27 protein-coding genes are annotated in these 23,670 nt (G+C 73.7%); 14 read left to right on the forward strand and 13 right to left on the reverse strand.

Annotated elements, in window-relative coordinates; all coding sequences use genetic code 11:
- Window positions 1–46: 46 nt before the first annotated feature.
- A complete protein-coding gene (locus ABD160_RS11470) occupies window positions 47–472 on the forward strand; it encodes a VOC family protein (RefSeq protein WP_344021344.1) in 426 nt (141 codons plus the stop codon).
- Here ABD160_RS11470 and ispF read toward each other — a convergent pair.
- From ispF to ABD160_RS11485, 3 genes are read right to left on the reverse strand one after another with little or no spacing between them, the layout of a single operon-like run.
- A complete protein-coding gene (gene ispF, locus ABD160_RS11475; protein ID WP_344021346.1) occupies window positions 463–936 on the reverse strand; it encodes a 2-C-methyl-D-erythritol 2,4-cyclodiphosphate synthase in 474 nt (157 codons plus the stop codon). The genes ABD160_RS11470 and ispF overlap by 10 nt on opposite strands.
- Window positions 933–1,631, reverse strand: coding sequence for a 2-C-methyl-D-erythritol 4-phosphate cytidylyltransferase (gene ispD / locus ABD160_RS11480; protein WP_344021349.1), 699 nt, complete (start codon window positions 1,629–1,631; stop codon window positions 933–935). The genes ispF and ispD overlap by 4 nt, the downstream gene beginning before the upstream one ends.
- A gap of 10 nt (window positions 1,632–1,641) precedes the next feature.
- A complete protein-coding gene (locus ABD160_RS11485; protein WP_085910376.1) occupies window positions 1,642–2,133 on the reverse strand; it encodes a CarD family transcriptional regulator in 492 nt (163 codons plus the stop codon).
- Window positions 2,134–2,464: 331 nt separating this feature from the next.
- On the opposite strand from ABD160_RS11485, the gene ABD160_RS11490 reads away from it, so the two are divergent.
- Window positions 2,465–3,181 (forward strand): copper chaperone PCu(A)C domain-containing protein, encoded by a 717-nt coding sequence (locus tag ABD160_RS11490; protein WP_344021352.1) that lies wholly within the window; start codon window positions 2,465–2,467, stop codon window positions 3,179–3,181.
- Window positions 3,178–4,551 (forward strand): DNA repair protein RadA, encoded by a 1,374-nt coding sequence (gene radA, locus ABD160_RS11495; RefSeq protein WP_344021757.1) that lies wholly within the window; start codon window positions 3,178–3,180, stop codon window positions 4,549–4,551. The genes ABD160_RS11490 and radA overlap by 4 nt, the downstream gene beginning before the upstream one ends.
- 6 nt (window positions 4,552–4,557) lie before the next feature.
- On the opposite strand, the gene ABD160_RS11500 is transcribed toward radA, so the two are convergent.
- Entirely contained in the window at window positions 4,558–5,355 is a 798-nt protein-coding gene (locus ABD160_RS11500) for a hypothetical protein (protein ID WP_344021354.1), read from the reverse strand.
- A 279-nt stretch (window positions 5,356–5,634) separates the two neighbouring features.
- Here ABD160_RS11500 and ABD160_RS11505 point away from each other — a divergent pair, with 279 nt between their 5' ends.
- Complete coding sequence (locus ABD160_RS11505; RefSeq protein ID WP_344021356.1) at window positions 5,635–6,498, forward strand: HhH-GPD family protein; 864 nt, start codon at window positions 5,635–5,637, stop codon at window positions 6,496–6,498.
- The gene (locus ABD160_RS11510; RefSeq protein ID WP_344021358.1) at window positions 6,498–6,992 is read left to right on the forward strand and encodes a 2'-5' RNA ligase family protein; all 495 of its coding nucleotides are present in this window, start codon (window positions 6,498–6,500) and stop codon (window positions 6,990–6,992) included. Before ABD160_RS11505 ends, ABD160_RS11510 begins: the two co-directional genes overlap by 1 nt.
- Here ABD160_RS11510 and ABD160_RS11515 read toward each other — a convergent pair.
- The gene (locus ABD160_RS11515) at window positions 6,986–7,789 is read right to left on the reverse strand and encodes an alpha/beta fold hydrolase (protein WP_344021360.1); all 804 of its coding nucleotides are present in this window, start codon (window positions 7,787–7,789) and stop codon (window positions 6,986–6,988) included. The two genes, ABD160_RS11510 and ABD160_RS11515, sit on opposite strands and share 7 nt — an antisense overlap.
- 22 nt (window positions 7,790–7,811) lie before the next feature.
- On the opposite strand from ABD160_RS11515, the gene ABD160_RS11520 reads away from it, so the two are divergent.
- The 3 genes from ABD160_RS11520 (at window position 7,812) to ABD160_RS11530 (ending at window position 9,343) form a co-directional block, all read left to right on the forward strand.
- Window positions 7,812–8,165: an MmcQ/YjbR family DNA-binding protein gene (locus tag ABD160_RS11520; RefSeq protein ID WP_344021362.1), complete on the forward strand. Its 354-nt coding sequence runs from the start codon at window positions 7,812–7,814 to the stop codon at window positions 8,163–8,165.
- Window positions 8,166–8,174: 9 nt separating this feature from the next.
- Window positions 8,175–8,492 carry an antibiotic biosynthesis monooxygenase family protein gene (locus ABD160_RS11525; RefSeq protein WP_344021364.1) on the forward strand — a complete coding sequence of 106 codons (318 nt, stop codon included), beginning with the start codon at window positions 8,175–8,177 and terminating at the stop codon, window positions 8,490–8,492.
- 74 nt (window positions 8,493–8,566) lie between these two features.
- Window positions 8,567–9,343 carry an SIR2 family NAD-dependent protein deacylase gene (locus ABD160_RS11530; RefSeq protein WP_425563601.1) on the forward strand — a complete coding sequence of 259 codons (777 nt, stop codon included), beginning with the start codon at window positions 8,567–8,569 and terminating at the stop codon, window positions 9,341–9,343.
- Here the strand turns inward: ABD160_RS11530 and ABD160_RS11535 are convergent.
- The 3 genes from ABD160_RS11535 to adh form a co-directional block, all read right to left on the reverse strand.
- A complete protein-coding gene (locus ABD160_RS11535) occupies window positions 9,322–9,912 on the reverse strand; it encodes a cysteine hydrolase family protein (RefSeq protein ID WP_344021366.1) in 591 nt (196 codons plus the stop codon). The genes ABD160_RS11530 and ABD160_RS11535 overlap by 22 nt on opposite strands.
- Window positions 9,913–9,975: 63 nt before the next feature.
- A complete protein-coding gene (locus ABD160_RS11540) occupies window positions 9,976–10,374 on the reverse strand; it encodes a DUF779 domain-containing protein (RefSeq protein WP_344021368.1) in 399 nt (132 codons plus the stop codon).
- Entirely contained in the window at window positions 10,374–11,897 is a 1,524-nt protein-coding gene (gene adh / locus ABD160_RS11545) for an aldehyde dehydrogenase (protein WP_344021370.1), read from the reverse strand. The genes ABD160_RS11540 and adh overlap by 1 nt, the downstream gene beginning before the upstream one ends.
- A gap of 169 nt (window positions 11,898–12,066) precedes the next feature.
- Between adh and ABD160_RS11550 the strand changes: the two genes are divergently transcribed.
- Entirely contained in the window at window positions 12,067–13,494 is a 1,428-nt protein-coding gene (locus tag ABD160_RS11550) for a GAF domain-containing protein (RefSeq protein WP_344021373.1), read from the forward strand.
- A gap of 13 nt (window positions 13,495–13,507) precedes the next feature.
- On the opposite strand, the gene ABD160_RS11555 is transcribed toward ABD160_RS11550, so the two are convergent.
- On the reverse strand, window positions 13,508–14,527 hold the full coding sequence (locus ABD160_RS11555; RefSeq protein WP_344021375.1) for a YihY/virulence factor BrkB family protein: 1,020 nt from the start codon (window positions 14,525–14,527) through the stop codon (window positions 13,508–13,510).
- A gap of 98 nt (window positions 14,528–14,625) precedes the next feature.
- Between ABD160_RS11555 and ABD160_RS11560 the strand changes: the two genes are divergently transcribed.
- The 4 genes from ABD160_RS11560 (at window position 14,626) to ABD160_RS11575 (ending at window position 16,634) form a co-directional block, all read left to right on the forward strand.
- Complete coding sequence (locus ABD160_RS11560) at window positions 14,626–15,288, forward strand: nucleoside/nucleotide kinase family protein (RefSeq protein WP_344021377.1); 663 nt, start codon at window positions 14,626–14,628, stop codon at window positions 15,286–15,288.
- Window positions 15,289–15,521: 233 nt separating this feature from the next.
- The gene (locus ABD160_RS11565; RefSeq protein ID WP_344021379.1) at window positions 15,522–15,833 is read left to right on the forward strand and encodes a hypothetical protein; all 312 of its coding nucleotides are present in this window, start codon (window positions 15,522–15,524) and stop codon (window positions 15,831–15,833) included.
- Between the two features lie 51 nt (window positions 15,834–15,884).
- Window positions 15,885–16,334 carry a hypothetical protein gene (locus ABD160_RS11570; RefSeq protein ID WP_344021381.1) on the forward strand — a complete coding sequence of 150 codons (450 nt, stop codon included), beginning with the start codon at window positions 15,885–15,887 and terminating at the stop codon, window positions 16,332–16,334.
- A 162-nt stretch (window positions 16,335–16,496) separates the two neighbouring features.
- Window positions 16,497–16,634 carry a hypothetical protein gene (locus ABD160_RS11575; protein WP_344021383.1) on the forward strand — a complete coding sequence of 46 codons (138 nt, stop codon included), beginning with the start codon at window positions 16,497–16,499 and terminating at the stop codon, window positions 16,632–16,634.
- Between the two features lie 681 nt (window positions 16,635–17,315).
- Here the strand turns inward: ABD160_RS11575 and ABD160_RS11580 are convergent.
- On the reverse strand, window positions 17,316–18,284 hold the full coding sequence (locus tag ABD160_RS11580; RefSeq protein ID WP_344021385.1) for a helix-turn-helix transcriptional regulator: 969 nt from the start codon (window positions 18,282–18,284) through the stop codon (window positions 17,316–17,318).
- 101 nt (window positions 18,285–18,385) lie between these two features.
- Here ABD160_RS11580 and ABD160_RS11585 point away from each other — a divergent pair, with 101 nt between their 5' ends.
- Complete coding sequence (locus ABD160_RS11585) at window positions 18,386–19,312, forward strand: hypothetical protein (protein ID WP_344021388.1); 927 nt, start codon at window positions 18,386–18,388, stop codon at window positions 19,310–19,312.
- Between the two features lie 72 nt (window positions 19,313–19,384).
- Here the strand turns inward: ABD160_RS11585 and ABD160_RS11590 are convergent, their stop codons facing one another.
- From ABD160_RS11590 to ABD160_RS11600, 3 genes are all read right to left on the reverse strand, one after another.
- Window positions 19,385–21,928 (reverse strand): ATP-dependent Clp protease ATP-binding subunit, encoded by a 2,544-nt coding sequence (locus ABD160_RS11590; protein ID WP_344021390.1) that lies wholly within the window; start codon window positions 21,926–21,928, stop codon window positions 19,385–19,387.
- Window positions 21,929–22,161: 233 nt separating this feature from the next.
- Window positions 22,162–22,989 carry a siderophore-interacting protein gene (locus ABD160_RS11595; RefSeq protein ID WP_344021392.1) on the reverse strand — a complete coding sequence of 276 codons (828 nt, stop codon included), beginning with the start codon at window positions 22,987–22,989 and terminating at the stop codon, window positions 22,162–22,164.
- Window positions 22,990–23,101: 112 nt separating this feature from the next.
- Window positions 23,102–23,446 (reverse strand): histone-like nucleoid-structuring protein Lsr2, encoded by a 345-nt coding sequence (locus ABD160_RS11600; protein ID WP_344021394.1) that lies wholly within the window; start codon window positions 23,444–23,446, stop codon window positions 23,102–23,104.
- Window positions 23,447–23,670: the final 224 nt, after the last annotated feature.

A 23,670-nucleotide genomic window follows, 5' to 3' on the forward strand; every position in this document is an offset into this window, starting at 1 on the left:
GATTCGTCCACTACACCGGCGGTGTCCGAGCGGCAAGGTGTGCGTCATGACTGTTCAGCAGCTGTACCCCAGGCTCGTCGTGTCCGACGCCGACGGGGCCGTCCGGTTCTACGCCGCGGCGTTCGGCGCGGAGCTCGTCGAGCGCTACACCGACGGGTCCGGCCGGGTGGTGCACGCGCTGCTCCGGGCCGGCGACGCGCTCTGGGCGGTCAAGGACGCCGACGACACAGACCCGGCACCGGCCGGCCCCGGCGCGGTGATCGTCGCGCTCTACGTCGACGACCCGGACGCGGTCGCCGCGGCGATGGTGGCCGGCGGCGGGCGGGTGCTCTTCGAGGTCGCCGACCATCCCTACGGCGAGCGCGGCGGCCGGATAGCCGATCCGTACGGCCACGCCTGGATGGTCGCCGCGCGCAGCGAGGAGCTGGACCCGGAGGAGGTCCAGCGGCGGACCGCGGCGGCCTATCCCTGACCGGCGGCCAGCAGCAGGGCGGTCGCCACCGCGGCCCGGCCCTCGCCGCGGCCGGTGAGGCCGAGCCCGTCGGTGGTGGTGCCGGACACCGAGACCGGTCCACCGAGGACCCCGGTCAGCACCTGCTCGGCCTCGGCCCGCCGGCGGCCGATCTTCGGGTCGTTCCCGATCACCTGGACGGCGGCGTTCTCGATCGTCCAGCCGTCGCGTTCGAGCAGCCTGCGGACCTCGGCCAGCAGCGCCGAACCGGAGGCACCGGACCATTCCGGACGGCCGGTGCCGAACACCGCACCGAGGTCGCCGAGCCCGGCCGCGGACAGCAGCGCGTCGCACAGCGCGTGCGCGGCGACGTCGCCGTCGGAGTGCCCGGCGCAGCCGTCCACCCCGGCCCACAGCAGGCCGGCGACCCAGCAGTCCCGGCCCGGCTCGACGGGGTGCACGTCGGTCCCGATACCGACCCTCATTCGATACCGACCCCCTCATCCGGTGCTCCGCCGAGCAGCAGCCCGGCGATCCGCAGGTCCCAGCCGGTCGTCACCTTGAACGCGAGCGGATCGCCCGCGACGGTCGCGACCGGCTCGCCGAGCGCCTCGACCAGGCCGGCGTCGTCGGTCGCCGGATCGGGACCGCTGGCGTAGGCGAGACGAAGCTCACGCGCCCGGAAGCCCTGCGGCGTCTGCACCGCCCGCAGCGTGGAACGGTCCACAGTGGACAGTACGGTCCCAGCCGGATCCACCGTCTTGACGGTGTCGGTCACCGGCAGCACCGGGATCACCGCGGGCGCGCCCGCGCGGACCGCGTCGACCACCCGGCGGACCACCCCGGCGGGGGTCAGCGGGCGGGCGGCGTCGTGCACCAGCACGACCTCGGCGTCCGGCCGGGTCGCGGCCAGCCCGGCGGCCACCGACGCGGTGCGGTCGGCGCCACCGGGCACGACCGTCACCGGCCGGCCCGGGAGCAACCCGACCGCATCGTGCACCTGCTCGGCGGGGACGACGACCACCACGTGATCGACGACGCCGGACCCGAGCAGGCCGTCGACGGCGCGCACCAGCATGGGCACGCCGCCGACCTCGACGAACGCCTTCGGCACCCCGGCACCGAGCCGGACCCCCGAACCCGCCGCAGGCAGCACGGCGACGACGGGCGAACCGCTCACTCCGCGATGCTCAGGCGTTCGCGGTGGCGAGCACCTCGTCGAGCAGGATCTCGGCCCGCTCCTCGTCGGTGCCCTCGGCCAGCGCGAGCTCGCTGACCAGGATCTGCCGCGCCTTGGCGAGCATGCGCTTCTCGCCCGCGGACAGCCCCCGGTCCTTCTCCCGGCGCCACAGGTCACGCACGACCTCGGCGACCTTGTTCACGTCGCCCGAGGTGAGCTTCTCCCAGTTCGCCTTGTAACGGCGGGACCAGTTCGTGGGCTCCTCGGTGTGCGGCGCGCGCAACACCTCGAAGACCCGATCCAGACCCTCCTGACCCACCACGTCCCGAACGCCGACGACCTCTACGTTGTCGGCGGGAATGCGGACCGTCAGATCCCCCTGCTGAACCTTCAGGACGAGGTACTGCACTTCCTCGCCCTTGATCGTCCTCATCTCGATCGCCTCGATGAGCGCGGCACCGTGGTGCGGGTAGACGACGGTCTCTCCGACCTTGAAAACCATGTGTCCTCTGGCCCCTTTCGCTGGGTCCAGATTAACACGCCGTTCGAACGGGCCGGTGACCGGCTTTCACCGTCGTCGCAGGTCAGGGGGTTGACAACACCGGAAAAACGTGTTCCCGCGGGTGTGTCCCGGGTCTGCCGGAAGCCCGTCACCTGCGCTCCACCGGGCCGCCACGCGGTGGACGGAGCCGGCCTGCGGACGCCCGACCGCGCACCGGCGCGGGGCACGCGACTAGGCTGCCGGGCGGATCGGGCGATTCCACCGCGCCGGTCCGCACTCGCCGTACGCGCGCCGGGAGCAGCTCCCGGCCGGCAGGAAGGACACGCCGACCGTGAGCCGCAACCGCCGTCCCGTCCGCACCCTGGCCGGGGTCGCCGGAGCCGTCGCCCTGACCGGCCTGCTGCTGAGCGGGTGTGGTGCGGGACAGCTCTCGCAGACCGCCCAGCAGGTCGCCGCGACCAACGGCGTCAACGTCTCGGTCGGCTCGGTCGACCTGCGGGACGTGCAGGTCGCCTATCCCGAGTCGCCGGCCAGCGAGGCCGCGCTCTACGCCAGGGGCACCGCGGCGCCGCTGCGCGCCACCCTGGTGAACTCCGGCAGCGTCGCCGACCGGCTGGTCTCGGTCAGCTCGCCGGCCGCCGCGAACGTGCTGGTCGACGGCGACCCGGTCCTCCCGCAGGACATCGCTCTGGTGTCGGCGGCGAACTTCCCGCTGTCGCCGACCGCGAGCCGCCCGCTGAACATCACCCTCGAGGGCCTGACCCAGCCGATCGGCGCCGGCGACACCATCCCGGTCACGTTCGTCTTCGAGCGCGCCGGTTCGGTCACCGCGCAGGTGCCCGCCGCCGTGCCGACCGAGGACGTGCCGCTCGGCCCCGGCCCGGAGCGCGACGACTTCTCCGCCGAGGCCGAGGCCGCCCCGGCGCCGCCGGAGCTGCCGGCCGACGAGGGCCAGGACGGCGCGGACACCTCGGTCACCGACGGCGAGGGCGTCGAGTCCGCCCCCGGCAACGAGGGCAGCGGCGCCGGCGGCGCCGCCGGCAACTGACCACCAGGACCCGGGCGGCCCGCTCGGGTGGCTACCGCTGCACCGAGTGCGACCAGCGCACCGCGCAGTGGGTCGGCCGCTGCCCGGGCTGCCAGGCATGGGGCAGCCTCGAACAGGTCGAGGCCCCGCGCGGCAACGGCCGCACCGTCGTCGCGGGCGCACCGAGCACGCCGGCCCGGCGGATCGCCGACGTCGAGCTGGACGCCGCCCGGGCCCGCCCGACCGGCGTCGACGAGCTGGACCGGGTGCTGGGCGGCGGGCTGGTGCCCGGCGCGGTCGTGCTGCTCGCCGGTGAGCCCGGCGTCGGGAAGTCCACCCTGCTGCTGGAGGTAGCGGCCCGCGCGGCGGCCGGATCTCGGGTGCTCTACGTGTCCGGCGAGGAGTCTGCGGGCCAGGTCCGGCTGCGCGCCGAGCGGACCGGCGGGCTGCACGACGAGCTCTACCTCGCCGCCGAGTCCGACCTGGAGTCGGTGCTCGGGCACGTCGACGCGCTGGCGCCGTCGCTGCTGGTGATCGACTCGATCCAGACCATGTCCACCGCAGGCGTCGACGGCACCCCGGGCGGGGTCACCCAGACCCGCGCGGTGACCATCGGGCTGACCGCGCTCGCCAAGGAGCGCGGCCTGGCGGTGCTGCTGGTCGGCCACGTCACCAAGGACGGCGGCATCGCGGGCCCGCGGGTGCTGGAGCACGTCGTCGACGTGGTGCTGCACTTCGAGGGCGACAAGCACTCCGCGCTGCGGATGGTGCGCGGCGTGAAGAACCGGTTCGGCCCGGCCGACGAGGTCGGCTGCTTCGAGCTGCGCGACTCGGGCATCGTCGGGCTGCCCGACCCGTCGGGGCTGTTCCTGGGCCGGTTCGGCCAGGGCGGCGACGGGGTGCAGCCGGGCACCGCGGTGACCGTGGTGATGGACGGCAGGCGGCCGCTGCTGGCCGAGGTGCAGGCGCTGGTGGCCGGGGCGAACATCCCGAGCCCGCGGCGGGCGGTGACCGGGCTGGACGCGTCCCGGGTGCCGATGCTGCTCGCCGTCGTCGAGCGGCGGGGCGGGCTGAAGCTGCACGACGCCGAGGTCTACACCGCGACCGTCGGCGGCATGAGGATCACCGAGCCGGCCGCGGACCTGGCGGTCGCGCTGGCCGTCGTCTCGGCCAAGCGCGACATCGCGCTGCCCGCCGATCTCGTGGTGCTCGGCGAGCTCGGCCTGGCCGGTGAGCTGCGCCGGGTGCACGGCATCGGGCGGCGACTGGCCGAGGCGGCCCGGCTCGGCTTCACCAGGGCGATCGTCCCCCCGGACGCCGAGGTCGGGTCGACCGGCATGAAGATCACCGAGGCGGCGTCGCTGAAGCAGATCATGGACCGGCTGCGCTGAGCCCGGTCAGCCCATCAGCAGCGGGGCCGGCGCGCTGACCACCCCGCCGAGCCGGGCCAGCACCCGGTAGCCGCCGGGCTCGACCCGGGCCCGCTCGGCCGCGCAGCCGGGATCGGACCGCAGCCCGCTCCAGGTCACCGCGAACGCGACCGGCTCGCCGGGCACCAGGGTGCGCAGGTCGTCGGTGGCCGGGTTCGAGCAGTCGTTGGACGACCAGAGCTTGTCCGCGCCGTCGCCGCTCCACACCGCGATCTCCTGCTCCGCACCGTCCAGGTCGCGCACGCACGGCTCGCCGGACACGTTGGTGACCACCAGCCGCAGCTCCGGGCGGGCGTCGGCCGGGTAGCTCGGCTGCCCGGTCTCGGCCCGCACCTCGATCATCCCGTCGGCGCAGGGCACCGGGCCGGTCGCGGGGGACGGCGTGGCGTCCGGCACCGGCACCGACGGGCGCGGGGTGTCGTCGGGCCGCACCGTCTCGTCCACCGGGCCCGCGTTCGGGGCCGCGGGCCCGGTGGACTCCCTCTCGTCCGCCGGTCCGGGGCCGGCGGTGGCGGGGAGCGGCGGCTGCGGTGCGCCCGGGGCTGGGGACTCCGGGGCCGGGGATGCCGGAGCCGCCGCTCCGCTGTCGGGGGTGGACACCGCTGCGGCACCGGTCGGTGTGGTGTCCTCGCCGGCCGCTCCGGGGATGAGCAGCCAGGTGGTCAGCCACAGCAGGGCGAACAGCGCGAGCAGCGCGACGCCCACCGCGACTGCGCGCCGACGCCAGTAGACCGACGCCGGCAGGGGTCCCACCGGGTCCAACATGTCACTGACGGTAGATCGATGATTACTCGATGTCGTCGGCGCCGCGCCGGTGCGGAGCAGGTCGGCGCGGTTGTACCCCTGTGAGGGAACGGGGGACGCGCCACCGGGTGACCGGGGGGCACCGGCACCGACCGACCGTGCCCGGACGTCCCCGTCGGAACCGCCCCGGCCGCACCCGACCAGGGGCGATGATCACGGATCCGGCACCGGGACGGTCGCCCGGTGCCGCTCCGGGTGCCCGATCCGTGATCACGTCCGGGCACCCGCGACACTGGAGGGGTGCTGGCCGAGCGGATCCACCCGTGGTTCTCCGCGCATGCCCGGGACCTTCCGTGGCGGCGCCCGGGCACGACGCCGTGGGGGGTGCTGGTCAGCGAGTTCATGCTGCAGCAGACCCCGGTGGCCCGGGTCGAGCCGGTCTGGACCGAGTGGATGCGGCGCTGGCCCGCACCGTCCGCGCTGGCCGCCGCGCCGCGGGCGGACGTGCTGCGCGCCTGGGGCAAGCTCGGCTACCCGCGCCGGGCGATCCGGCTGCACGACGCCGCGGCCGCCATCGCCCGGGAGCACGGCGACGCCGTCCCGTCGGACGTGGACGCGCTGGAGGCGCTGCCGGGCGTCGGCTCCTACACCGCGCGCGCGGTCGCCGCGTTCGGCTTCGGGCTGCGGGCCCCGGTGGTCGACACCAACGTCCGGCGGGTGGTGGCCCGCGCCGTGCACGCCCACGGCGACGCCGGCCCGGCCCGGACCCGTGCCGATCTCGCCGACGTCGACGCGCTCCTGCCGCCGGACGACGCGACCGCGGCGGTCGTCTCGGCCGGGCTGATGGAGCTCGGCGCGGTGGTCTGCACCGCGCGGGCACCGCGCTGCCCGCTCTGCCCGGTCGAGGCGGAGTGCGCCTGGGTGGCCGCGGGCAGGCCCGCCTACGACGGCCCGCGCAAACCGGTGCAGGGCTTCGCCGGGACCGACCGGCAGGTCCGCGGGAAGCTGATGGACGTGCTGCGCGGCGCCCCCGGCCCGGTCCGGCGGGCCGAGCTGGACGCGGTCTGGCCGGACGCCGGGCAGCGCGACCGCTGCCTGCACTCGCTGCTGGTCGACGGCCTCGCCGAGCAGACCGACGACGGCCGCTTCGCGCTGCCCGCCTGATGCCCGCGACCGTCCGGTTCCGGCTCGATCCCGCCGCGGTGGGCGAGCTGGCAGGGCTGCGGGCCCGGCTCACCGCCGCCGGGCTGCCCGCCGCGGGCGGCGATCCGGTGGTCACCGTCGCCGCCGCCGGGACCGTCCCAGGACCGGCCAGACACGCCCTGGTGGCCGAGCTGCGGCTGGTCGCGCTGCCCGCGCTCTGGCTGGCCACGCTCGGCTCCCGGACCGGCGACGACGATGCGCTGGTGCTCGCCGCCGTCACCGACCCGGAGGTGCTCGCGGTGCACACGGCGGTGCACGACGCGCTGGCCGGACGGGTCCGCGGGCCGCACGCCGCGCACCTGCCCGGCTCCTGGCTGCCGCACGTGGTGCTGGCCACCGGGCGGCCGGCGGAGGCGTTCGCGCTGCTGCACCCGGTGCCGCCGGTGCGGGCCCGGATCGTCGCCGTGGAGCTGCACGACTCGCGCACCGGGGCGACCGAGGTGCTCGCTCACTGACCGGTGGCGCCGAGCAGCGCGGTCACCGCCCCGGCCCAGCCGGCCGGGTCCGCGTCGTGCACGAGATGGCCGGTCCCGGGCAGCCGGACGTGCCGGGCGCCCGGCACCCGGGCGGCGAGCAGCGCGAGCTGCCCCGGTGGGGCGACCGACTCCCCCGCCTCGATCACCAGCAGCGGGACGCGGACCGCCGACAGCTCGTCGAGCAGGCCGCGGCGCAGCCAGTGCGCGGCGATCGCGCAGGCGTCGTCGACGTCGCAGGCGAGCCACCAGCCGTCGGCGCGGCGGACGGCGCAGCGCCCCATGTGCTCGCCCACCTCGGGCCGCGGCCGGCCGAGCACCGCCGCCAGCGCCGCCCGGGACGGGTGCGGCCCGGCGACCGCGCCGAACCAGGCGCGCATGTCGTCGAGCAGCCCCGGCGGGCTGCCGGTCAGGTCCGGTGGCGGGTCCTCGGCGACGACCGCGGTGACCAGGTCCGGCCGACGGGCGGCGGCCAGCAGCGCGGACAGTCCGCCCATCGAGTGGCCGACCAGTGCGGCCGGCCCGGTGCGCCCCAGCAGCTCGACGACGTCGCGGGCCAGCCGGTCCGGCGACCAGGCCGCCGGGTCCGCTCCGGCCGGCCGGCCGGAGCGCCCGTGCCCGCGCGCGTCCGGCGCCAGTACCCGGCCGTACGGTGTCAGCGCCGCCGCGCGCGGCTCCCAGCTCGCGGCGCAGCTCATCAGGCCGTGCAGCAGCACGATCGGCCGCCCGCGGCCGCCGAACGCGAAGACGGCCAGCTCGACGCCGTCGGAGGAACGCACGGGCCGACCCTAGGCTGCACCCGTGGCCGACGAGCACGACGTGCGCCGGATCGCCCTCGGGCTGGACGGCGCCGTGGAGAACCCTGGCGACGGGTTCGACTTCCGGGTCCGTGGCAAGGGGTTCGTGTGGTCCTATCCGGAGCGGGTGCCGGGCCGCCGCCGGGTGATCCGGACCGACATCGCGGTGCTCTACGTCGGGGACGAGGCGGAGAAGCAGGCGCTGCTGCGCGGCGAGCCGGAGCTGTTCTCCACCGACCCGGGACACGAGCCGTTCCCGCTGGTCCTGGTGCACCTGGAGCGGGTCGGCGTGGACCGGCTGGCCGAACTCGTCGGCGACGCCTGGCGGATGCGCGTCGACGGGGCCGGTCCGGGCTAACGTGGGTGCATGGCCGTAGTGAAGATCAACGCGATCGACGTCCCGGAGAACGCCGGGCCGGAGCTGGAGAAGCGGTTCGCGAACCGCCTGCACGCCGTCGACGGGCAGCCCGGGTTCATCTCGTTCCAGCTGCTCCGCCCGGTCTCCGGGGACGACCGGTACTTCGTGGTCACCCACTGGGAGACCGAGGAGGCGTTCCAGGCGTGGCGGGACGGGCCCGCCGCCGAGGCGCACTCCGGTGCGCGCTCGCCGAAGCCGGTCGCCACCGGCGCCTCGCTGCTGGAGTTCGAGGTCGTCGATCTCGAGCAGATCGCGGCGGGGTCCTGATCGATCCGGACCTGCGCTCCGCCGCGGCGCTGATCGGCGGCGCCGACGCGCTGCTGGTCACCGCCGGGGCGGGGATGGGCGTCGACTCGGGCCTGCCGGACTTCCGCGGCGACGAGGGCTTCTGGCGCGCCTACCCGCCGTACGCCCGGCTCGGGCTGCGGTTCGTCGAGCTCGCCGATCCGGAGCACTTCACCGACGATCCGGCGCTGGCCTGGGGCTTCTACGGGCACCGCCTGCACCTGTACCGGCGGACCGTCCCGCACGCCGGGTTCGACGTCCTGCGGCGCTGGGCCGGGCGCGTCCCGACGACCGTGCTCACGTCCAACGTGGATGGTCAGTTCCAGCGCGCCGGGTTCCCCGCCGGGGACGTCGCCGAGGTGCACGGCTCGATCCACCACCTGCAGTGCCTGCGGCTGTGCGGGTACGGCGTGTGGCCGGCCGACGGCGTCGACGTGGCGATCGACCCGGACAGCATGCGCGCGACCGGCCCGCTGCCGTCCTGTCCCGGCTGCGGCGGGCTCGCCCGGCCGGCGATCCTGATGTTCGGCGACGCCGGCTGGGACGCCTCGCACGCCGAGCCGGCGCTGCAGCGGCACGTCGACTGGCTGGCCCGGCACCGGGCCGGGCTCGCCGTCGTCGAGCTGGGGGCGGGCACCGCACTGCCGACCGTGCGCCGCCGCTCCGAGCTGGCCTCGGCCGCGACCGGCGCGCTGGTCCGGATCAACGTCCGGGAGCCGCAGGTGCGGCACGGCCGCGGCGTCGGCATCGCGGCGGGGGCCGCTGCGACCCTCGCCGCGATCGACGAGCTGCTCGACGCCCGGGCGGCCGCTCAGTCCGGCACGGACTTCTGACCGGGCACCACGATCGCCGGCAGGTCGGCGAGCCCGGCCAGCGCGGCGGAGTGCACCTCGGCGGCCCGGACGGTGCCGTCCACCCCGGGCAGGTCCCGGGTGGCGGTGGCCGCGGCGACCACGGTCGGGACGTGCCCGGCGGAGAACGCGCTGCGGGCCGTCGAGTTGACGCACATGTGCGTCATGAACCCGGCGAGGACCAGGTCCTGGTAGCCCTCCAGCAGGTCGGCCAGGCCGGTGTGCACGAAGGCGCTCGGGAAGTTCTTGACCACGACGGCCTCGCCGTCCCGCGGCGCCACCGAGTCGTGGATCGCGCCGATCGGGGCGGTGACGTCGTACGGGCTGCCCTCGCCCGCGTCGTGCTGCACGTGGATCACCCGGGCGCCCGCGGAGCGCGCCCGGTCGAGCAGCGCGGCGGCCTCCGCCAGGGCCGGCTCGACGTTCTCCAGGCGCATCACGCCCTCGGTGTAGGTGTTCTGCAGGTCGATCATGATCAGGGCGGAGCGGCCCAGCGGGGCCGGCTCGACCGGCAGCCCCATCAGCCCGCGCAGGGTGTGCGGTGCGGACATCGGTGTCCTCCTTCGTCCGGACACACCGCGGGCCCGGACACACCGGTCCGGGCCCGCGATGGGTCAGTCGTCGTTCAGTGACCGCCACTCGTCGTCGGTGAACAGCCGGGAGCGGATCAGGAACCGGACGCCCTCCGGCGCCTCGACCGAGAACCCGCTGCCCCGTCCCTTCACCACGTCGACGGTGAGATGGGTGTGCTTCCAGTATTCGAACTGTGACGCCGACATCCAGAAGCCGATCGGCTTCTCGATCCCGTCCACCCGGAGGTCCCCCAGATGGACGTCCGAGCCGCCGGTCTTGAAGTCACCGTCCGGGTAGCACATCGGGGCGCTGCCGTCGCAGCATCCGCCGGACTGGTGGAACATCAGCGGACCGTGCAGCTCGGTGAGCTTCACCAGCAGATCGGCGGCGGCCGGCGTCAGCGCCACCCTGGGGGTGACGGCGGCGTCCGGCTGCCCCATCAGAAGAAGCCCAGCGCGTTCGGCGAGTAGCTCTGCAGGACGTTCTTGGTCTGCTGGTAGTGGTCGAGCATCTGCTTGTGGTTCTCCCGCCCGATGCCGGACTGCTTGTAGCCGCCGAACGCCGCGTGCGCCGGGTAGGCGTGGTAGTTGTTCACCCACACCCGGCCGGCCTGGATGTCGCGGCCCGCCCGGTAGGCGGTGTTCGCATCCCGGCTCCACACGCCGGCGCCGAGGCCGTAGAGCGTGTCGTTGGCGGTCCGGATGGCGTCGTCGTAGTCGGAGAAGCGGGCCACCGAGACGACCGGGCCGAAGATCTCCTCCTGGAAGATCCGCATCTGGTTGTTGCCCTCGAACACGGTCGGCTTGATGTAGTAGCCGCCCGCGAGGTCGCCACCCAGATCGGCCTTCTCGCCGCCGGTGAGGACCTTGGCCCCCTCCTGACGACCGATGTCGATGTAGGACAGGATCTTCTCGAACTGGTCGTTGGACGCCTGCGCACCGATCTGGGTGTCGGTGTCGAGCGGGTTGCCCTGCTTGATCTGCTCGGTGCGCTTGACCGCCTGCTCCAGGAACTCGGAGTAGATGCCGCCCTGGATCAGCGCGCGGGACGGGCAGGTGCACACCTCGCCCTGGTTGAGGGCGAACATCGCGAAGCCCTCGAGCGCCTTGTCGTAGAACGCGTCCTGCTGGGTGGCGACGTCGTCGAAGAAGATGTTCGGGCTCTTGCCGCCCAGCTCCAGGGTGACCGGGATCAGGTTCTCCGAGGCGTACTGCATGATCAGCCGGCCGGTGGTGGTCTCACCGGTGAAGGCGATCTTCGAGATCCGCTTGTTCGACGCCAGCGGCTTGCCCGCCTCGACCCCGAACCCGTTGACGATGTTGACCACACCCGGCGGGAGCAGGTCGGCGACCAGGTCCAGCAGCACGTGGATCGAGGCCGGGGTCTGCTCGGCCGGCTTGAGGACGACCGCGTTGCCCGCGGCGAGCGCCGGTGCCAGCTTCCAGATCGCCATCAGGATCGGGAAGTTCCACGGGATGATCTGGCCGACCACGCCGAGCGGCTCGTGGAAGTGGTAGGCGACGGTGTCGTCGTCGATCTGGGACAGCCCGCCCTCCTGCGCGCGGATCGCCCCGGCGAAGTAGCGCAGGTGGTCGATCGCCAGCGGGATGTCGGCGGCCAGGGTCTCCCGGCAGGCCTTGCCGTTCTCCCAGGACTCGGCGATCGCGACGGCCTCGAGGTTCGCCTCGATCCGGTCGGCCATCTTGTTCAGGATGTTCGCCCGCTCGGTCGGCGAGGTCTTGCCCCAGGCCGGCGCGGCCGCGTGCGCCGCGTCGAGCGCCTTCTCGACGTCGTCGGCGGTGCCGCGGGCGACCTCGGTGAAGTTCTGCCCGGTGATCGGCGTCGGGTTCTCGAAGTACTGCCCCTTGGCCGGCGCGACGTACTCGCCCCCGATGAAGTGGTCGTAGCGGGGCTTGAACGAGACGACGCTGTCCGGCTGACCCGGTGCCGCGTACGTGGCCATCGTTGGTCCTTCCCGTGGGAGATGTCGCAGTCGTTGCGCGTGATGCCGGACACTAGGAAGGTGGGGGTTGCACGAGAGTTGCACGCAGATGCGGAACCTGAACCTCCGGTGAGTGCCGATCACGCGGATTCGATTCAGGTAAGGCTGAGCTAACCGTAGGGTGAGTGTCGTGACGCGTGAACGAGCCGCACTGGAGCGGGCCCGCGGTGCCGCGCTGACCGGCTCGGCCGCGCCGGAGCTGCGCCCGGAGATCCGGGCGTCCTGGGAGCGCTCGCTGGCCGCCGCCGTCGATCCGGAGCGGTCCCGGCCGACGCACCCCTACCAGCCCGGCGAGGTCGCCGAGCTGCGCGCGGGGCATCCGCTGGCGCGGGTGCTGCCCGTGTTGCGGGAGACCCTCGTCGCCGCGGCCGAGCAGGCCCGGCACATGATGATCGTGACCGACGAGCGCGGGCACATCCTGTGGCGCGAGGGCGCCCGGGAGGTGCTGCGCCGGGCCGAGCGGGTGGAGCTCGTCGAGGGCACCCGCTGGAGCGAGGACGCGGTCGGGACCAACGCGATGGGCACCGCGCTGTCCGACGACCGGCCGGTCCGGATCCACTCGGCCGAGCACCTGGTGAGCGCCTACCACCCGTGGACCTGCGCGGCCGCGCCGGTGCACGACCCGGAGACCGGCCGCCAGCTCGGCGCGGTCGACGTCACCGGGCCGGAGGAGACCTTCCATCCGATGACGCTGTCGCTGGTCACCGCGGCCGCCCGGCTCGCCGAGCACCGGCTGGCGGCGCTGACCGAGGAGCGCGACCGGCGGTTGCGGGACACCAACCTGCCGCACCTGGCCCGGCTCGGCGACGTGCCCGGCGCGCTGCTCTCGCCGCGCGGCCGGGTGCTGGCGGCGACCCCGGCGCACCGCTTCCCGGCCCGGGTGCCGCTGCCCGAGCGCGGCGACCGGATCGTGCTCGACGGCGGCGCGGAGGCCGTCCTGGAACCGCTCGGCGAGGGCTGGCTGCTCCGGGTGCCCGCACCGGCCGGTCCGGTGCTGCCGACGCTGACCCTGCCGTTCCTCGGGGCCCGCGCGCCGGTGGCCCGCCGGGACGGGCGGCCGCTGCGGCTCGGCCTGCGGCACGCCGAGGTGCTCACCCTGCTCGCGCTGCACCCCGAGGGGATGACCGCCGACCAGCTCGCCGGTGCGCTCTACGGCGACGAGGGCCGCCCGATCACCGTCCGGGCCGAGATGCACCGCCTGCGCCGCTGCGTCGGCGAGGGCACCGTGCGCACCCAGCCCTACCGGCTCGCCGCCCGGGTGGACGCCGACTTCCTCCGGCTGCGCGAGGCGCTGCGCGACGGCCGGGTGCGCGACGCCGCGGCCGAGGCGGCCCGGGGGCCGTTGCTGCCGACCTCGGAGTCGCCGGGGGTGCGGGCCGAGCGGGAGCACCTGGTGGCCGCGACCCGGACCGCGGTGCTCCGCTCCGGCGATCCGGACGCGCTGCTCGCGCTGCTGCGCACCGACCCGGACGACGAGCTGCGGGAGCGGTTGCGGGCCGCGCTGCCGGCCGGGGACCACCGCGTGCTGGACCTGCCCGGCCCGGACCTGCCCGGCTGATCCGTCGTGGCCGTCAGTGCGGGTCGGTTTGGTCGGGGATGCCGTCGTCGTCGGAGTCGGGCAGCCGCGGGTCGTCCTCACCGGCCCGGACGGCCTCCAGCTGCGCGGCCAGCGCCACCCCGGCCAGCAGCGCCACCCCGGTGACGTTCGCCCAGATCAGCAGCGCCATCACCGCGGTCAGCGGGCCGTAGGTCGCGCCGAAGTTGTCGGCGGAGGCCACGTACAGCGCGAGCAGCCCGGATCCGGCCAGCCAGGCCAGCACCGTCACCGTCGCACCCACGCCCAGCCAGGACAGGCCCGGCTGGCGGCGCCGCGGGGCGAACCGCAGCAGCGCGGTGACCGCGACGACCAGCAGGGCGAGCCCGGCCGGCCAGCGGACGACGTCCCACACGGTCTCCGCGGCCGGGCCCCAGCGGTACACCTCGCGCACCGCGTCCCCGAACGGCTCACCGGCGACGATCAGCAGCAGCCCGGCCGCCATCGCGACCCCCGCGGTGGCGGTGAGCAGCGCGGCGCGGGCGTACTTCGCGAGCGCCGGCCGGTCCCGCTCGGTGCCGTAGATCCGGTTCGCGCCCCGCTCCAGCTGGGCGAACGCCGAGGTGGCCGCCGCGAACGCGGTGAGCAGCCCCAGCCCGAGCACCAGCTCGCCGCGCTCCCCGGCCGGGGTGTCGTCGCGTTCGGCGCCCGCGCCGGGCGGTGCCGGATCCGCGCCGGTCACCGCCTGCTGGACGAGCTCGTCGCTGGTGCCCGGCGACAGCGCCAGCACGGTCCGCGCGACGACCTCGGAGACACCCTCGGCTCCGGCCGCCGCGGACAGCCCGACCCCGGCGATCACCAGCGGCACCGCGGCCAGCGCCAGCTGCAGGCCGAACGCCCTGGCGTGCGAGAAGCCGTCGCCGTAGCGGAAGCGCAGGAATCCGGTGCCGAGCAGGTGCCGCACGCCGTAGCGGCGCAGGGTGTGCGCGGCGTCGTCGGCGGAGAGCCGGTCGCCGGACATCAGCCGGGTCTCCGGCACCGGGCGCACCGAGCTCATGGCGAGAACGTAGCCCCGGCGGCCGCCGCACGGGCATGATCCCTGTCTTGGGAGTGCCGGAGCCGGTTCCGGCGCGCCACACTCCCGGGACAGGGATCATGGTGCGCATGCCGGAGCAGCGGTTCGACGACCTGGTGCAGCGGGCGGCGCGGCTCGTCCCGGCGGGCGGGCGGGCACTGCTCGGCGTCGCCGGGGCCCCGGGGGCCGGCAAGACCACCCTGGCGCTCGCCCTGGTCCGCGCGCTGACCGCGGCCGGGGTGGCCGCGGTGTACGTCCCGATGGACGGCTTCCACCTGGCCGACGTCGAGCTGGCCCGGCTCGGCCGCGCCGGCCGCAAGGGCGCGCCGGACACCTTCGACGCGGCCGGCTACGCGGCCCTGCTGCAGCGGCTGCGCGCCGCGCCGGGGCGCGAGACCGGGCCGGTGTACGCGCCGGCGTTCGACCGGGAGATCGATCAGCCGGTGGCCGGGTCGATCCCGGTGCCGCCGGAGTGCCGGCTGGTCGTCAGCGAGGGCAACTACCTGCTCGTCGACGCGCCGCCGTGGCACGCGGTGCGGGCCGCGTTCGACGAGGTCTGGTTCCACGAGACCGACGAGGCGCTGCGCCTCGAACGGCTGGTGGCCCGGCACGTGCGGTTCGGCAGGTCCCCCGCCGCGGCGCGGGAGTGGGTGCAGCGCACCGACGAGCCGAACGCGCGGCTGGTCGGGTCCACCCGCGGGCGGGCCGACCTGGTCGTGGGCGGGGCCGGCCTCCCGGCCTGACCCGTCCGGCCGCCGCCGGACGTCCGCCCCTGGCCCCTTGCCGGATCCGGACGCGGCCTTGCCCGTCCCCGCCATCGCGCACGGCCCGGGCCGGCGCGGTGCGACCGTCCCGGGCGTCACCGCGTCACGAACCCGCCGGGGCCTCGTCCCCGGCGGTCCGTCCGCGCGTGACGATCCCTGCGCATCCGGGACGTCGGACGCGCATGCCGTCCGAACCGACCGGAGGTCCACACATGGGGTGCGCGAATCCCCGGATCCGTACCGGCGTCGCCGCCGCGGCCGCACTGGCGGTCGGTGCGCTCGCACCGGCCGTCGGCCCGGTGGCGTTCGCCGCCGCCGAGCCGAACCCGGCGGTCGCGGCCGCCGACACGGTCGGGCTGCAGGTGACCGAACGTGACAAGGCCCGCGCCGTGCACGAGGGGCCTCGCCGACCCGGCCTTCCATGGCGGCGCCACCTGGTGCGCGCCCCCGGGCGGGCGGGTGAGGAGGTGTCCTTGGAGCCGGCCGACCACCCGGGCCGACCCCTGCGCCACTTCGAGAAATGAAATTCCATGAGCCGGCCTCACATTGCGCCATCCGATCTGGTGAATCACACAGTGACCGGAGCAACGGCATCCTGGCACTACTACCCGGACTCGCTCACCGACCCGGAGCCCCGACTCGGAAAAGTGTGGCTCGATATCAACCAGATGGGGAGCGTTCAGTTCCGAGCATTCAACGGGATGGAGATGGTGATCGCCGATCCGGTAGCTCCGTACACGATCGAGGGGATCGGGTCTCTCATAGTCGCAGAGGTCGACGAAGACTTTCCCGTGGCGCCTCATCTTGGAAAGAAGATCGACCGGGTCCACCTGGTCGAGGAGCGGTCCACCAATTCGGGGAGATGGTTCGAGACCGGGATCTCGCTGCACTTCGGATCGAGCCGGGTGCACTTCCTGGACATCGGCGACGACCTGCTGGTCACTGAAGGACTCCTGTCGTCGCCGTTGCCAGGCCGTCTTCGAGAACTACCCTGGAATGGAGCTCCATCAGCAACGGTCATGTAGTCCGGGAATACAACCGACGTCGGCCCACGACCAGTCGAGCCTGTTCGCAAAGGAACGAGTATGCCCCGAGACACCCCAGCCCGAGGCAACCGTCGCCGTCTCACTGACCACCTGCGTCTGGATCGGCGACATCCTGCATCGCCCGGGCAAGGAGTACGTCGGTTGAGCGACCCGATGCGCCACGGCGCCGGTCCCGTCCGCATACAGACCGAACGGCAGCTCGACGTCATCGACAAGCTGCCCGCCGAACTTCGAGAACATCGACAACGGCCCACAACCGACGGCACTCCCTTCCGCTGAGGAGCCGCATGCTGAACCGTTCCGCTGAGCGACGACAGGGACGTCCCGCTTCGGCCCGCGAAGCCGTCCAGGGCCGCGGCATCGGGCACGGCCGCGGATGACGACGCCCCCCGCGGGCCGGTACGTCACCGTGCGGCTGCCCACGGACCACATCGTCGGCCGGGCATCCGGCGGAGATGTCCCCGCTGATCTGCTACCCGCCCTGGGGATCGAGCCGATCGACGCCCCGGATCTGCGGCGGGCCCGCGCGGTCTGCCTGGAGGAGGCACGGGATCGGTTCGCGACCCGCCCGGGCGAGGACCGCAGGCCGCCGGCGCCCCGCTCGCATCCGCGGCCGCCGGTCGCCGCGGAACGGGCGGTCATGCAGTCGCTCCTGGACGCGGATCTCGCCGATGGGGCTGCGCTCCGGCGACAGGTCCCCCACGTGCAGGTCACCGGCATCCGGCCGGGTACCGGCGCGGGGAGCGTCGACCTGGCGGTCGCGGCCGGCGCTGCCGCAGCCCGGCCCGCGTCGACCGGTCCACCACCGATGCCGGCGTTCGTCGTCGACGACCGGGGCGACGCGATCGGGACCGTCACCCTCCGGCTCGACGCCGGACGGCTCAGCGCGGTCGAGTTCGTCTGGTCAGCCGAGGATCCGCTCCGGCCGCTGCCCCGGCCGGATCAGTTCCAGATCGGGGTTCAGGCGTCCGGCATGCCGCCCGAGTCGCGCAGCCCGGTCGGCGTCATCCCGAACCGGGCGCGGAACGCCCTCGCGAAGTGTGCCGCGGACAGGAACCCGCTCCGTCGGGCGACCTCCCGCACCGGCATCCGCTCGTTGCCCTCGGCGAGGAGCAGCCGCCGCGCACCGTCCAGCCGGCGGTCCATGATGGACCGGCCGACGGTGGTCCGGTGCTGCCGGAACACCCGCGCCAGCTGCCGGGCGCTGATCCCGACCCCGGCTGCGACCCGGTCGACGCTCAGCCGGCTGTCGTCGACATGGGCGTCGATGAAGGCGCACGCGTCGTCGAACGTGGTGACCGGCCCGGGTTCCGGCGCCCGCGCGAACGCGGAGTGCACCCGGTGCAGGACCGCCGTCTCGGCGTCGGGCCGGTCGGCAGCCCGGAGGGACTCGTCGAGCGCACCGGCCAGCACGTCCGCGACCGGGGCGCCACCCGCTGCGAACAGCGGCGAGCGTGGCACCGGCACGCCGACGAACTCCTCGAACACCGCATACGGGAGCTTGACGACGAGCTCGGTGAGCCCACGGGGGAACCCGCGCAGGAACGGCCGGTCCGCGTCGACCGCGACCGCGTCACCGACGCCCAGCATGTGCACGCCGTCCCGGTGGTACAGGAACGACTCACCGGCGAGGGTCACCGACAGCAGCACCGCGGCAGTGGGGGACGCGGCGATCCGCGCCGGGGAACGGCGGATCACCTGCGGTCCCCACGCGACCCGGGCGACGTGGATCCGCGGGAGCCGCCTGCTCACCACCGTGTCGACGACCTCGGCGACCGGCAGGTTCCCGGTCCGCAGGCAGGCGACGCCGACGAACGAGCTCAGGTGCTGTTCCCAGAGGCGGACCCGCCGCTGGGGGGCGATGCCTTCCGTACTGAAGGTGACCGCCCCCTGCGCAGGGCCGGCGCCCGTTCCCGGCGGCCTACCCATGAGTAGCACGGTAGGGCGCCTCCCCCTCGCCTCCGAGGCTCCGGCAGGGACCTCACCCGGACGTGTCCGCCACCTGACCCCTACCAGAGAGCGAGAACTCCATGCCGAGCACCGGGCCGCCCAGGCCGCTGCGCGCCGGCGAGCGCGCCGTCCTGGAGCGCGTCCTGCGCGATGATCCGGCGGAGCGGACCACGCTCCTCGGGCAGGTCCGGCACGCCCACGTCACCGGGATCTGGCCCGACGGATCGGGCAGCGTCGACCTGGACGTACCCACGACCTGCCCGCCCGCCGATCCGGCACCGGCCGGAATCGTCCCGGTGGACGCCGTCGTCCACGACGACCGCGGAGATCCGATCGGGGCGGTGCTGATCCGGGTCCGGGACGGACGGCTGTCGGCGCTCGAGTTCGCCTGGCACTCCGGCATCCCGCAACCGGGTCTGCCAGGGCCGGACCGGCTCACGATCGAGCGGCCGCGCACCGACCGGGACCGCATCGCGGCTGCCGGTCCGCAGAGTCGCTGGGCCGGGCTCGTCCGGATGATGACCCGCCGCCCGCACCCACCGCCGTCACCGCTCGGGGAGCGCGTCGATCCGTACGACCTGGCCGGTCGGACACTGCTCGGTGTCACCGCGGACTGGTTCCACCCGGCTCCCCCGGACACCGACGACGTCTCCCGGGGAACCGTCTGGCTCGACGTCGAGGGGATCGGCCACGTCATGTGCCACACCCGGCTCGCGCTCGAGCTGTACCGGCGGGAACCGCACGGTCCGTGCGACATGGGCGAGCTGGGCCACGTCACGGTCGGACCGGTCGACGCCGACTTCCCGCTCGCCCGGTTCATCGGCTCGCGGATCGACACGGTGCGCATCGTGCAGGAGCGCCTTCGCCGCACCGCCGTCTGGTGTGACATCGGAATGAGCCTCTACGTCGGCGACGACCGTGTGCGGGTCATCGACATCATCGACGACCTCGTCGTGACCGACGGACCGCTGCACCCACAGCACGAGTGGAACCTGCGCGAGGTGTGACCGCGGAGACGACGCAGGGCCCGCCCCGGACGTCCGGGACGGGCCCTGCATCAGGAACCGAGTGGGCTCAGCTCACTCCTCGCCGGCCAGCGCGGTCGGCGGGGTGTCCGGGACCGGCTCCGACGGCTTCGGCTCTCCGCGGAACACGAAGTGCGCCTTGTCGTCGTAGGCCTTCGAGTCCTCCGGTGCGTCGGTGTCGAGCCCCTCGACGTCGACCAGGACGATCTGGCCGCCCTCGATCTCGCCGAAGAGGATCTTCTCCGACAGCTGGTCCTCGATCTCGCGCTGGATCGTCCGGCGCAGCGGCCGGGCGCCGAGGACCGGATCGAACCCGCGGCGCGCCAGCAGCTTCTTGGCGTTGTCCGTGAGCTCGATGGCCATGTCCTTGTTGGCCAGCTGCTTCTCCACCCGCCCGATCATCAGGTCGACCATCTCGATGATCTGCTCCTGGTTGAGCTGGTGGAAGACGATGATGTCGTCGATGCGGTTCAGGAACTCCGGGCGGAAGTGCTTCTTCAGCTCGTCGTTGACCTTGGTCTTCATCCGCTCGTAGTTCGACGCCTCGTCGTTGCCGGAGGAGAAGCCCAGCCCCACGGCCTTCGAGATGTCCTGGGTGCCCAGGTTGGAGGTGAAGATCAGCACGGTGTTCTTGAAGTCGACCGTGCGGCCCTGGCCGTCGGTGAGACGCCCGTCCTCCAGCACCTGCAGGAGCGTGTTGTAGATCTCCTGGTGCGCCTTCTCGATCTCGTCGAACAGCACCACCGAGAACGGCTTGCGCCGCACCTTCTCGGTGAGCTGGCCGCCCTCCTCGTAGCCGACGTACCCGGGAGGGGCACCGAACAGCCGCGAGGCGGTGTAGCGGTCGTGGAACTCACCCATGTCGATCTGGATGAGCGCGTCGTCCTCGCCGAACAGGAAGTTGGCCAGCGCCTTGGACAGCTCCGTCTTACCGACACCGGACGGGCCGGCGAAGATGAAGGAGCCGGACGGGCGCTTCGGGTCCTTCAGACCGGCGCGGGTACGGCGGATCGCCTGGGAGACCGACTTGACGGCGTCCTCCTGGCCGATGATGCGCTTGTGGAGCTCGTCCTCCATGCGCAGCAGCCGGGTGGTCTCCTCCTCGGTCAGCTTGAACACCGGGATGCCGGTCCAGTTGCCCAGCACCTCGGCGATCTGCTCGCCGTCGACCTCGGCGACCACGTCGAGGTCACCGGACTTCCACTGCTTCTCGCGCTCGGCCTTCTCGCCGAGCAGGGTCTTCTCCTGGTCGCGCAGGTGCGCGGCCCGCTCGAAGTCCTGCGCGTCGATCGCCGACTCCTTGTCCCGGCGGACGTTCGCGATCTTCTCGTCGAACTCCCGCAGGTCCGGCGGAGCGGTCATCCGGCGGATGCGCATCCGGGCCCCGGCCTCGTCGATCAGGTCGATCGCCTTGTCCGGGAGGAAGCGGTCGTTGATGTAGCGGTCGGCCAGCGTGGCGGCCGAGGCCAGCGCGTCGTCGGTGATCGTGACGCGGTGGTGCGCCTCGTACCGGTCGCGCAGGCCCTTGAGGATCTCGATGGTGTGCGCGACCGACGGCTCGGACACCTGGATCGGCTGGAAGCGCCGCTCCAGCGCCGGGTCCTTCTCGACGTACTTGCGGTACTCGTCGAGCGTGGTCGCGCCGATCGTCTGCAGCTCGCCGCGGGCGAGCATCGGCTTCAGGATCGAGGCCGCGTCGATCGCGCCCTCGGCGGCACCCGCCCCGACGAGGGTGTGGATCTCGTCGATGAACAGGATGATGTCGCCGCGGGTGCGGATCTCCTTGAGCACCTTCTTGAGGCGCTCCTCGAAGTCACCGCGGTAGCGGGAACCGGCGACCAGCGAGCCCAGGTCGAGGGTGTAGAGCTGCTTGTCCTTCAGCGTCTCCGGGACCTCGCCCTTGATGATCGCCTGGGCCAGCCCCTCGACCGCGGCCGTCTTGCCGACGCCCGCCTCGCCGATCAGCACCGGGTTGTTCTTGGTCCTCCGGGAGAGGACCTGCATGATCCGCTCGATCTCCTTCTCCCGGCCGATGACCGGGTCCAGCTTGCCCTCGCGGGCCTGCTGGGTGAGGTTGCGACCGAACTGGTCCAGCACCAGCGACGACGACGGGGTGCCCTCGCCGCGACCGGCGGTGCCGCTCTCGGCGGGCTCCTTGCCCTGGTAGCCGGACAGCAGCTGGAGCACCTGCTGGCGGACCCGGTTGAGGTCGGCGCCGAGCTTGACCAGCACCTGGGCCGCGACACCCTCGCCCTCGCGGATCAGCCCGAGCAGGATGTGCTCGGTGCCGATGTAGTTGTGGCCGAGCTGCAGCGCCTCGCGCAGCGACAGCTCCAGCACCTTCTTCGCCCTGGGGGTGAACGGGATGTGGCCGGACGGGGCCTGCTGACCCTGGCCGATGATCTCCTCGACCTGCTGCCGCACGCCCTCCAGAGCGATTCCGAGGGACTCGAGTGCCTTCGCGGCGACACCCTCACCCTCGTGGATCAGGCCAAGGAGGATGTGCTCGGTCCCGATGTAGTTGTGGTTGAGCATCCTGGCCTCTTCCTGGGCCAGAACGACAACACGTCGCGCTCGGTCGGTGAACCTCTCGAACAATTCGCACTCCTTGCCTGCTGCGCCTCACGTACGGCGCGACCAGCATCTTCTGCCCGGACCCGGCACGCCGGGAACCGGCACTGCGCCTCGCGTGACACTGCGCCGGCCCGCCCCCGCGGGGGAAGACCTCATACCACTGTATCGGTCGACCGGCCTCCGGCGCCTCCACCTGACGTGCACAGAGGGACTGCCGGGCGTAACAGCCGATCCGCCGGCCGTGTTCCCGGGTGCGGTCAGCCGGCCTCCGCGGCCGCCTCCTCGCGGGCCCGCTCGGCCGCCTTGAACTCGCGGAAGCCCTCCTCGTCGCGGCCGCGCCGCCAGTACCCGGAGATCGACAGGTCGTCGCGCGGGACGCCGCGCTCGCGGCCGAGATGGCGGCGCAGCTCACGGACCGCGATCGCTTCGCCGTGCACGAAGGCGTGCACCCGGCCCGGGCCGAAGTCCAGTGCGCGGACGGCCTCGGGGAGCTGGACGCTGTCCGGGTCGCCACCGACGGCCGAGCGGTGCAGCCAGTGCACGGTGAGGTCGGCGTCGCCGGGGAGCTTCAGCTCGTCGTCCGGGCCGTCGACCTGCAGCACCGCGACGGCCCGGCGTCCGGCCGGGATCCGCTCCAGGGCGGCGCAGATCGCGGGCAGCGCGGACTCGTCGCCCACCAGCAGATGCCAGTCGGCCTCGGGATCCGGCGCGTAGGCGCCGCCCGGCCCGACCAGCCGCAGCCGGTCGCCCGGCCGGGCCGACGCCGCCCACGGCCCGGCGAGGCCGGTGTCGCCGTGGTGCACGAAGTCGATGACGAGCTCGCCGGCGTCGTGGTCGAGTGCGCGGACGGTGTAGGTGCGCTGCACCGGCCAGTGCTCGCGGGGGAGCTCGGCGTGCACCCGGTCCAGGTCGAACGGCTCCGGGTAGTCGACGCCCGGCCGCAGGAAGAGGATCTTGACGTAGCGGTCGGTGTACCCGGTCTCCGGGAACGCCGCGAGGCCCGGGCCACCGGCGACGACGCGCACCAGGTGCGGGCTCAGACGCTCGGTCCGGAGGACCTCGAGTTCGGTGACGCGACGGGCCATGGCGGCTGCCTCCCGGTGCGGGGGTGGGAAGGGGCCCGGGCGACGGTACCCCTCCCGGCCGCCCCGCTCAGGTGAGCCTTGCCTGGTGTGACCGGTTCAACGCGCGAAGCCCTCAGTTCTCCTGGTGGTAGGCCTCGAGCACCTCGGCCGGGATCCGGCCGCGGTCGGAGACCTTCATCCCGCGCTTGCGGGCCCACTCGCGGATCGCCTGGTTCTGCTCGCGGTCGACCGACGGGCGGCGGGCGGCGGAACCCGACGCGGAACCGCGCCGCCGGGACGGGCCGGCCGCACGCCGGGCGGCGGCCACGTAGTCGGCGAGAACGTCGCGCAGCTTCTTCGCGTTGTCACCGGTCAGATCGATCTCGTAGTTGCGGCCGTCGAGACCGAACTCGATCGTCTCATCCGCCGCGTCGCCGGTCAGATCGTCGACGAGCCGGACCTCTTTGATCTGCGCCATCGTCGCAGCCTCCCTGAAAGACCGTGCAGGTATATGCGGGCGAACCGGTCCGGCGGACGCCGAAGCAATACCCGGACGCAATGACACTGACATGCAGAGCACCGGAACCGACTCGATTCAACAGTAACCGAGAATTGTTGGCGGCGTCGAGCGAGGGTCGAGTTCAATGCAGAATCCGGCCGAAAGCCACTCGATCGGGCCGCGCATAGCCGTCGTCCCCGGCC

This window comes from Pseudonocardia kongjuensis, from assembly GCF_039526905.1.
Classification (GTDB): domain Bacteria; phylum Actinomycetota; class Actinomycetes; order Mycobacteriales; family Pseudonocardiaceae; genus Pseudonocardia; species Pseudonocardia kongjuensis.

What these genes read in the sequence shown, in the direction of transcription:
- ABD160_RS11470 (WP_344021344.1), top strand. Translation starts at nt 47, where the DNA reads ATGACTGTTCAGCAGCTGTACCCCAGGCTCGTCGTGTCCGACGCCGAC.
- ispF (WP_344021346.1), bottom strand. Translation starts at nt 936, where the DNA reads ATGAGGGTCGGTATCGGGACCGACGTGCACCCCGTCGAGCCGGGCCGG.
- ABD160_RS11485 (WP_085910376.1), bottom strand. Translation starts at nt 2,133, where the DNA reads ATGGTTTTCAAGGTCGGAGAGACCGTCGTCTACCCGCACCACGGTGCC.
- ABD160_RS11500 (WP_344021354.1), bottom strand. Translation starts at nt 5,355, where the DNA reads ATGTTGGACCCGGTGGGACCCCTGCCGGCGTCGGTCTACTGGCGTCGG.
- ABD160_RS11510 (WP_344021358.1), top strand. Translation starts at nt 6,498, where the DNA reads ATGCCCGCGACCGTCCGGTTCCGGCTCGATCCCGCCGCGGTGGGCGAG.
- ABD160_RS11525 (WP_344021364.1), top strand. Translation starts at nt 8,175, where the DNA reads ATGGCCGTAGTGAAGATCAACGCGATCGACGTCCCGGAGAACGCCGGG.
- ABD160_RS11530 (WP_425563601.1), top strand. Translation starts at nt 8,567, where the DNA reads ATGGGCGTCGACTCGGGCCTGCCGGACTTCCGCGGCGACGAGGGCTTC.
- ABD160_RS11535 (WP_344021366.1), bottom strand. Translation starts at nt 9,912, where the DNA reads ATGTCCGCACCGCACACCCTGCGCGGGCTGATGGGGCTGCCGGTCGAG.
- ABD160_RS11540 (WP_344021368.1), bottom strand. Translation starts at nt 10,374, where the DNA reads ATGGGGCAGCCGGACGCCGCCGTCACCCCCAGGGTGGCGCTGACGCCG.
- adh (WP_344021370.1), bottom strand. Translation starts at nt 11,897, where the DNA reads ATGGCCACGTACGCGGCACCGGGTCAGCCGGACAGCGTCGTCTCGTTC.
- ABD160_RS11555 (WP_344021375.1), bottom strand. Translation starts at nt 14,527, where the DNA reads ATGAGCTCGGTGCGCCCGGTGCCGGAGACCCGGCTGATGTCCGGCGAC.
- ABD160_RS11560 (WP_344021377.1), top strand. Translation starts at nt 14,626, where the DNA reads ATGGTGCGCATGCCGGAGCAGCGGTTCGACGACCTGGTGCAGCGGGCG.
- ABD160_RS11565 (WP_344021379.1), top strand. Translation starts at nt 15,522, where the DNA reads ATGGGGTGCGCGAATCCCCGGATCCGTACCGGCGTCGCCGCCGCGGCC.
- ABD160_RS11580 (WP_344021385.1), bottom strand. Translation starts at nt 18,284, where the DNA reads ATGGGTAGGCCGCCGGGAACGGGCGCCGGCCCTGCGCAGGGGGCGGTC.
- ABD160_RS11585 (WP_344021388.1), top strand. Translation starts at nt 18,386, where the DNA reads ATGCCGAGCACCGGGCCGCCCAGGCCGCTGCGCGCCGGCGAGCGCGCC.
- ABD160_RS11595 (WP_344021392.1), bottom strand. Translation starts at nt 22,989, where the DNA reads ATGGCCCGTCGCGTCACCGAACTCGAGGTCCTCCGGACCGAGCGTCTG.
- ABD160_RS11600 (WP_344021394.1), bottom strand. Translation starts at nt 23,446, where the DNA reads ATGGCGCAGATCAAAGAGGTCCGGCTCGTCGACGATCTGACCGGCGAC.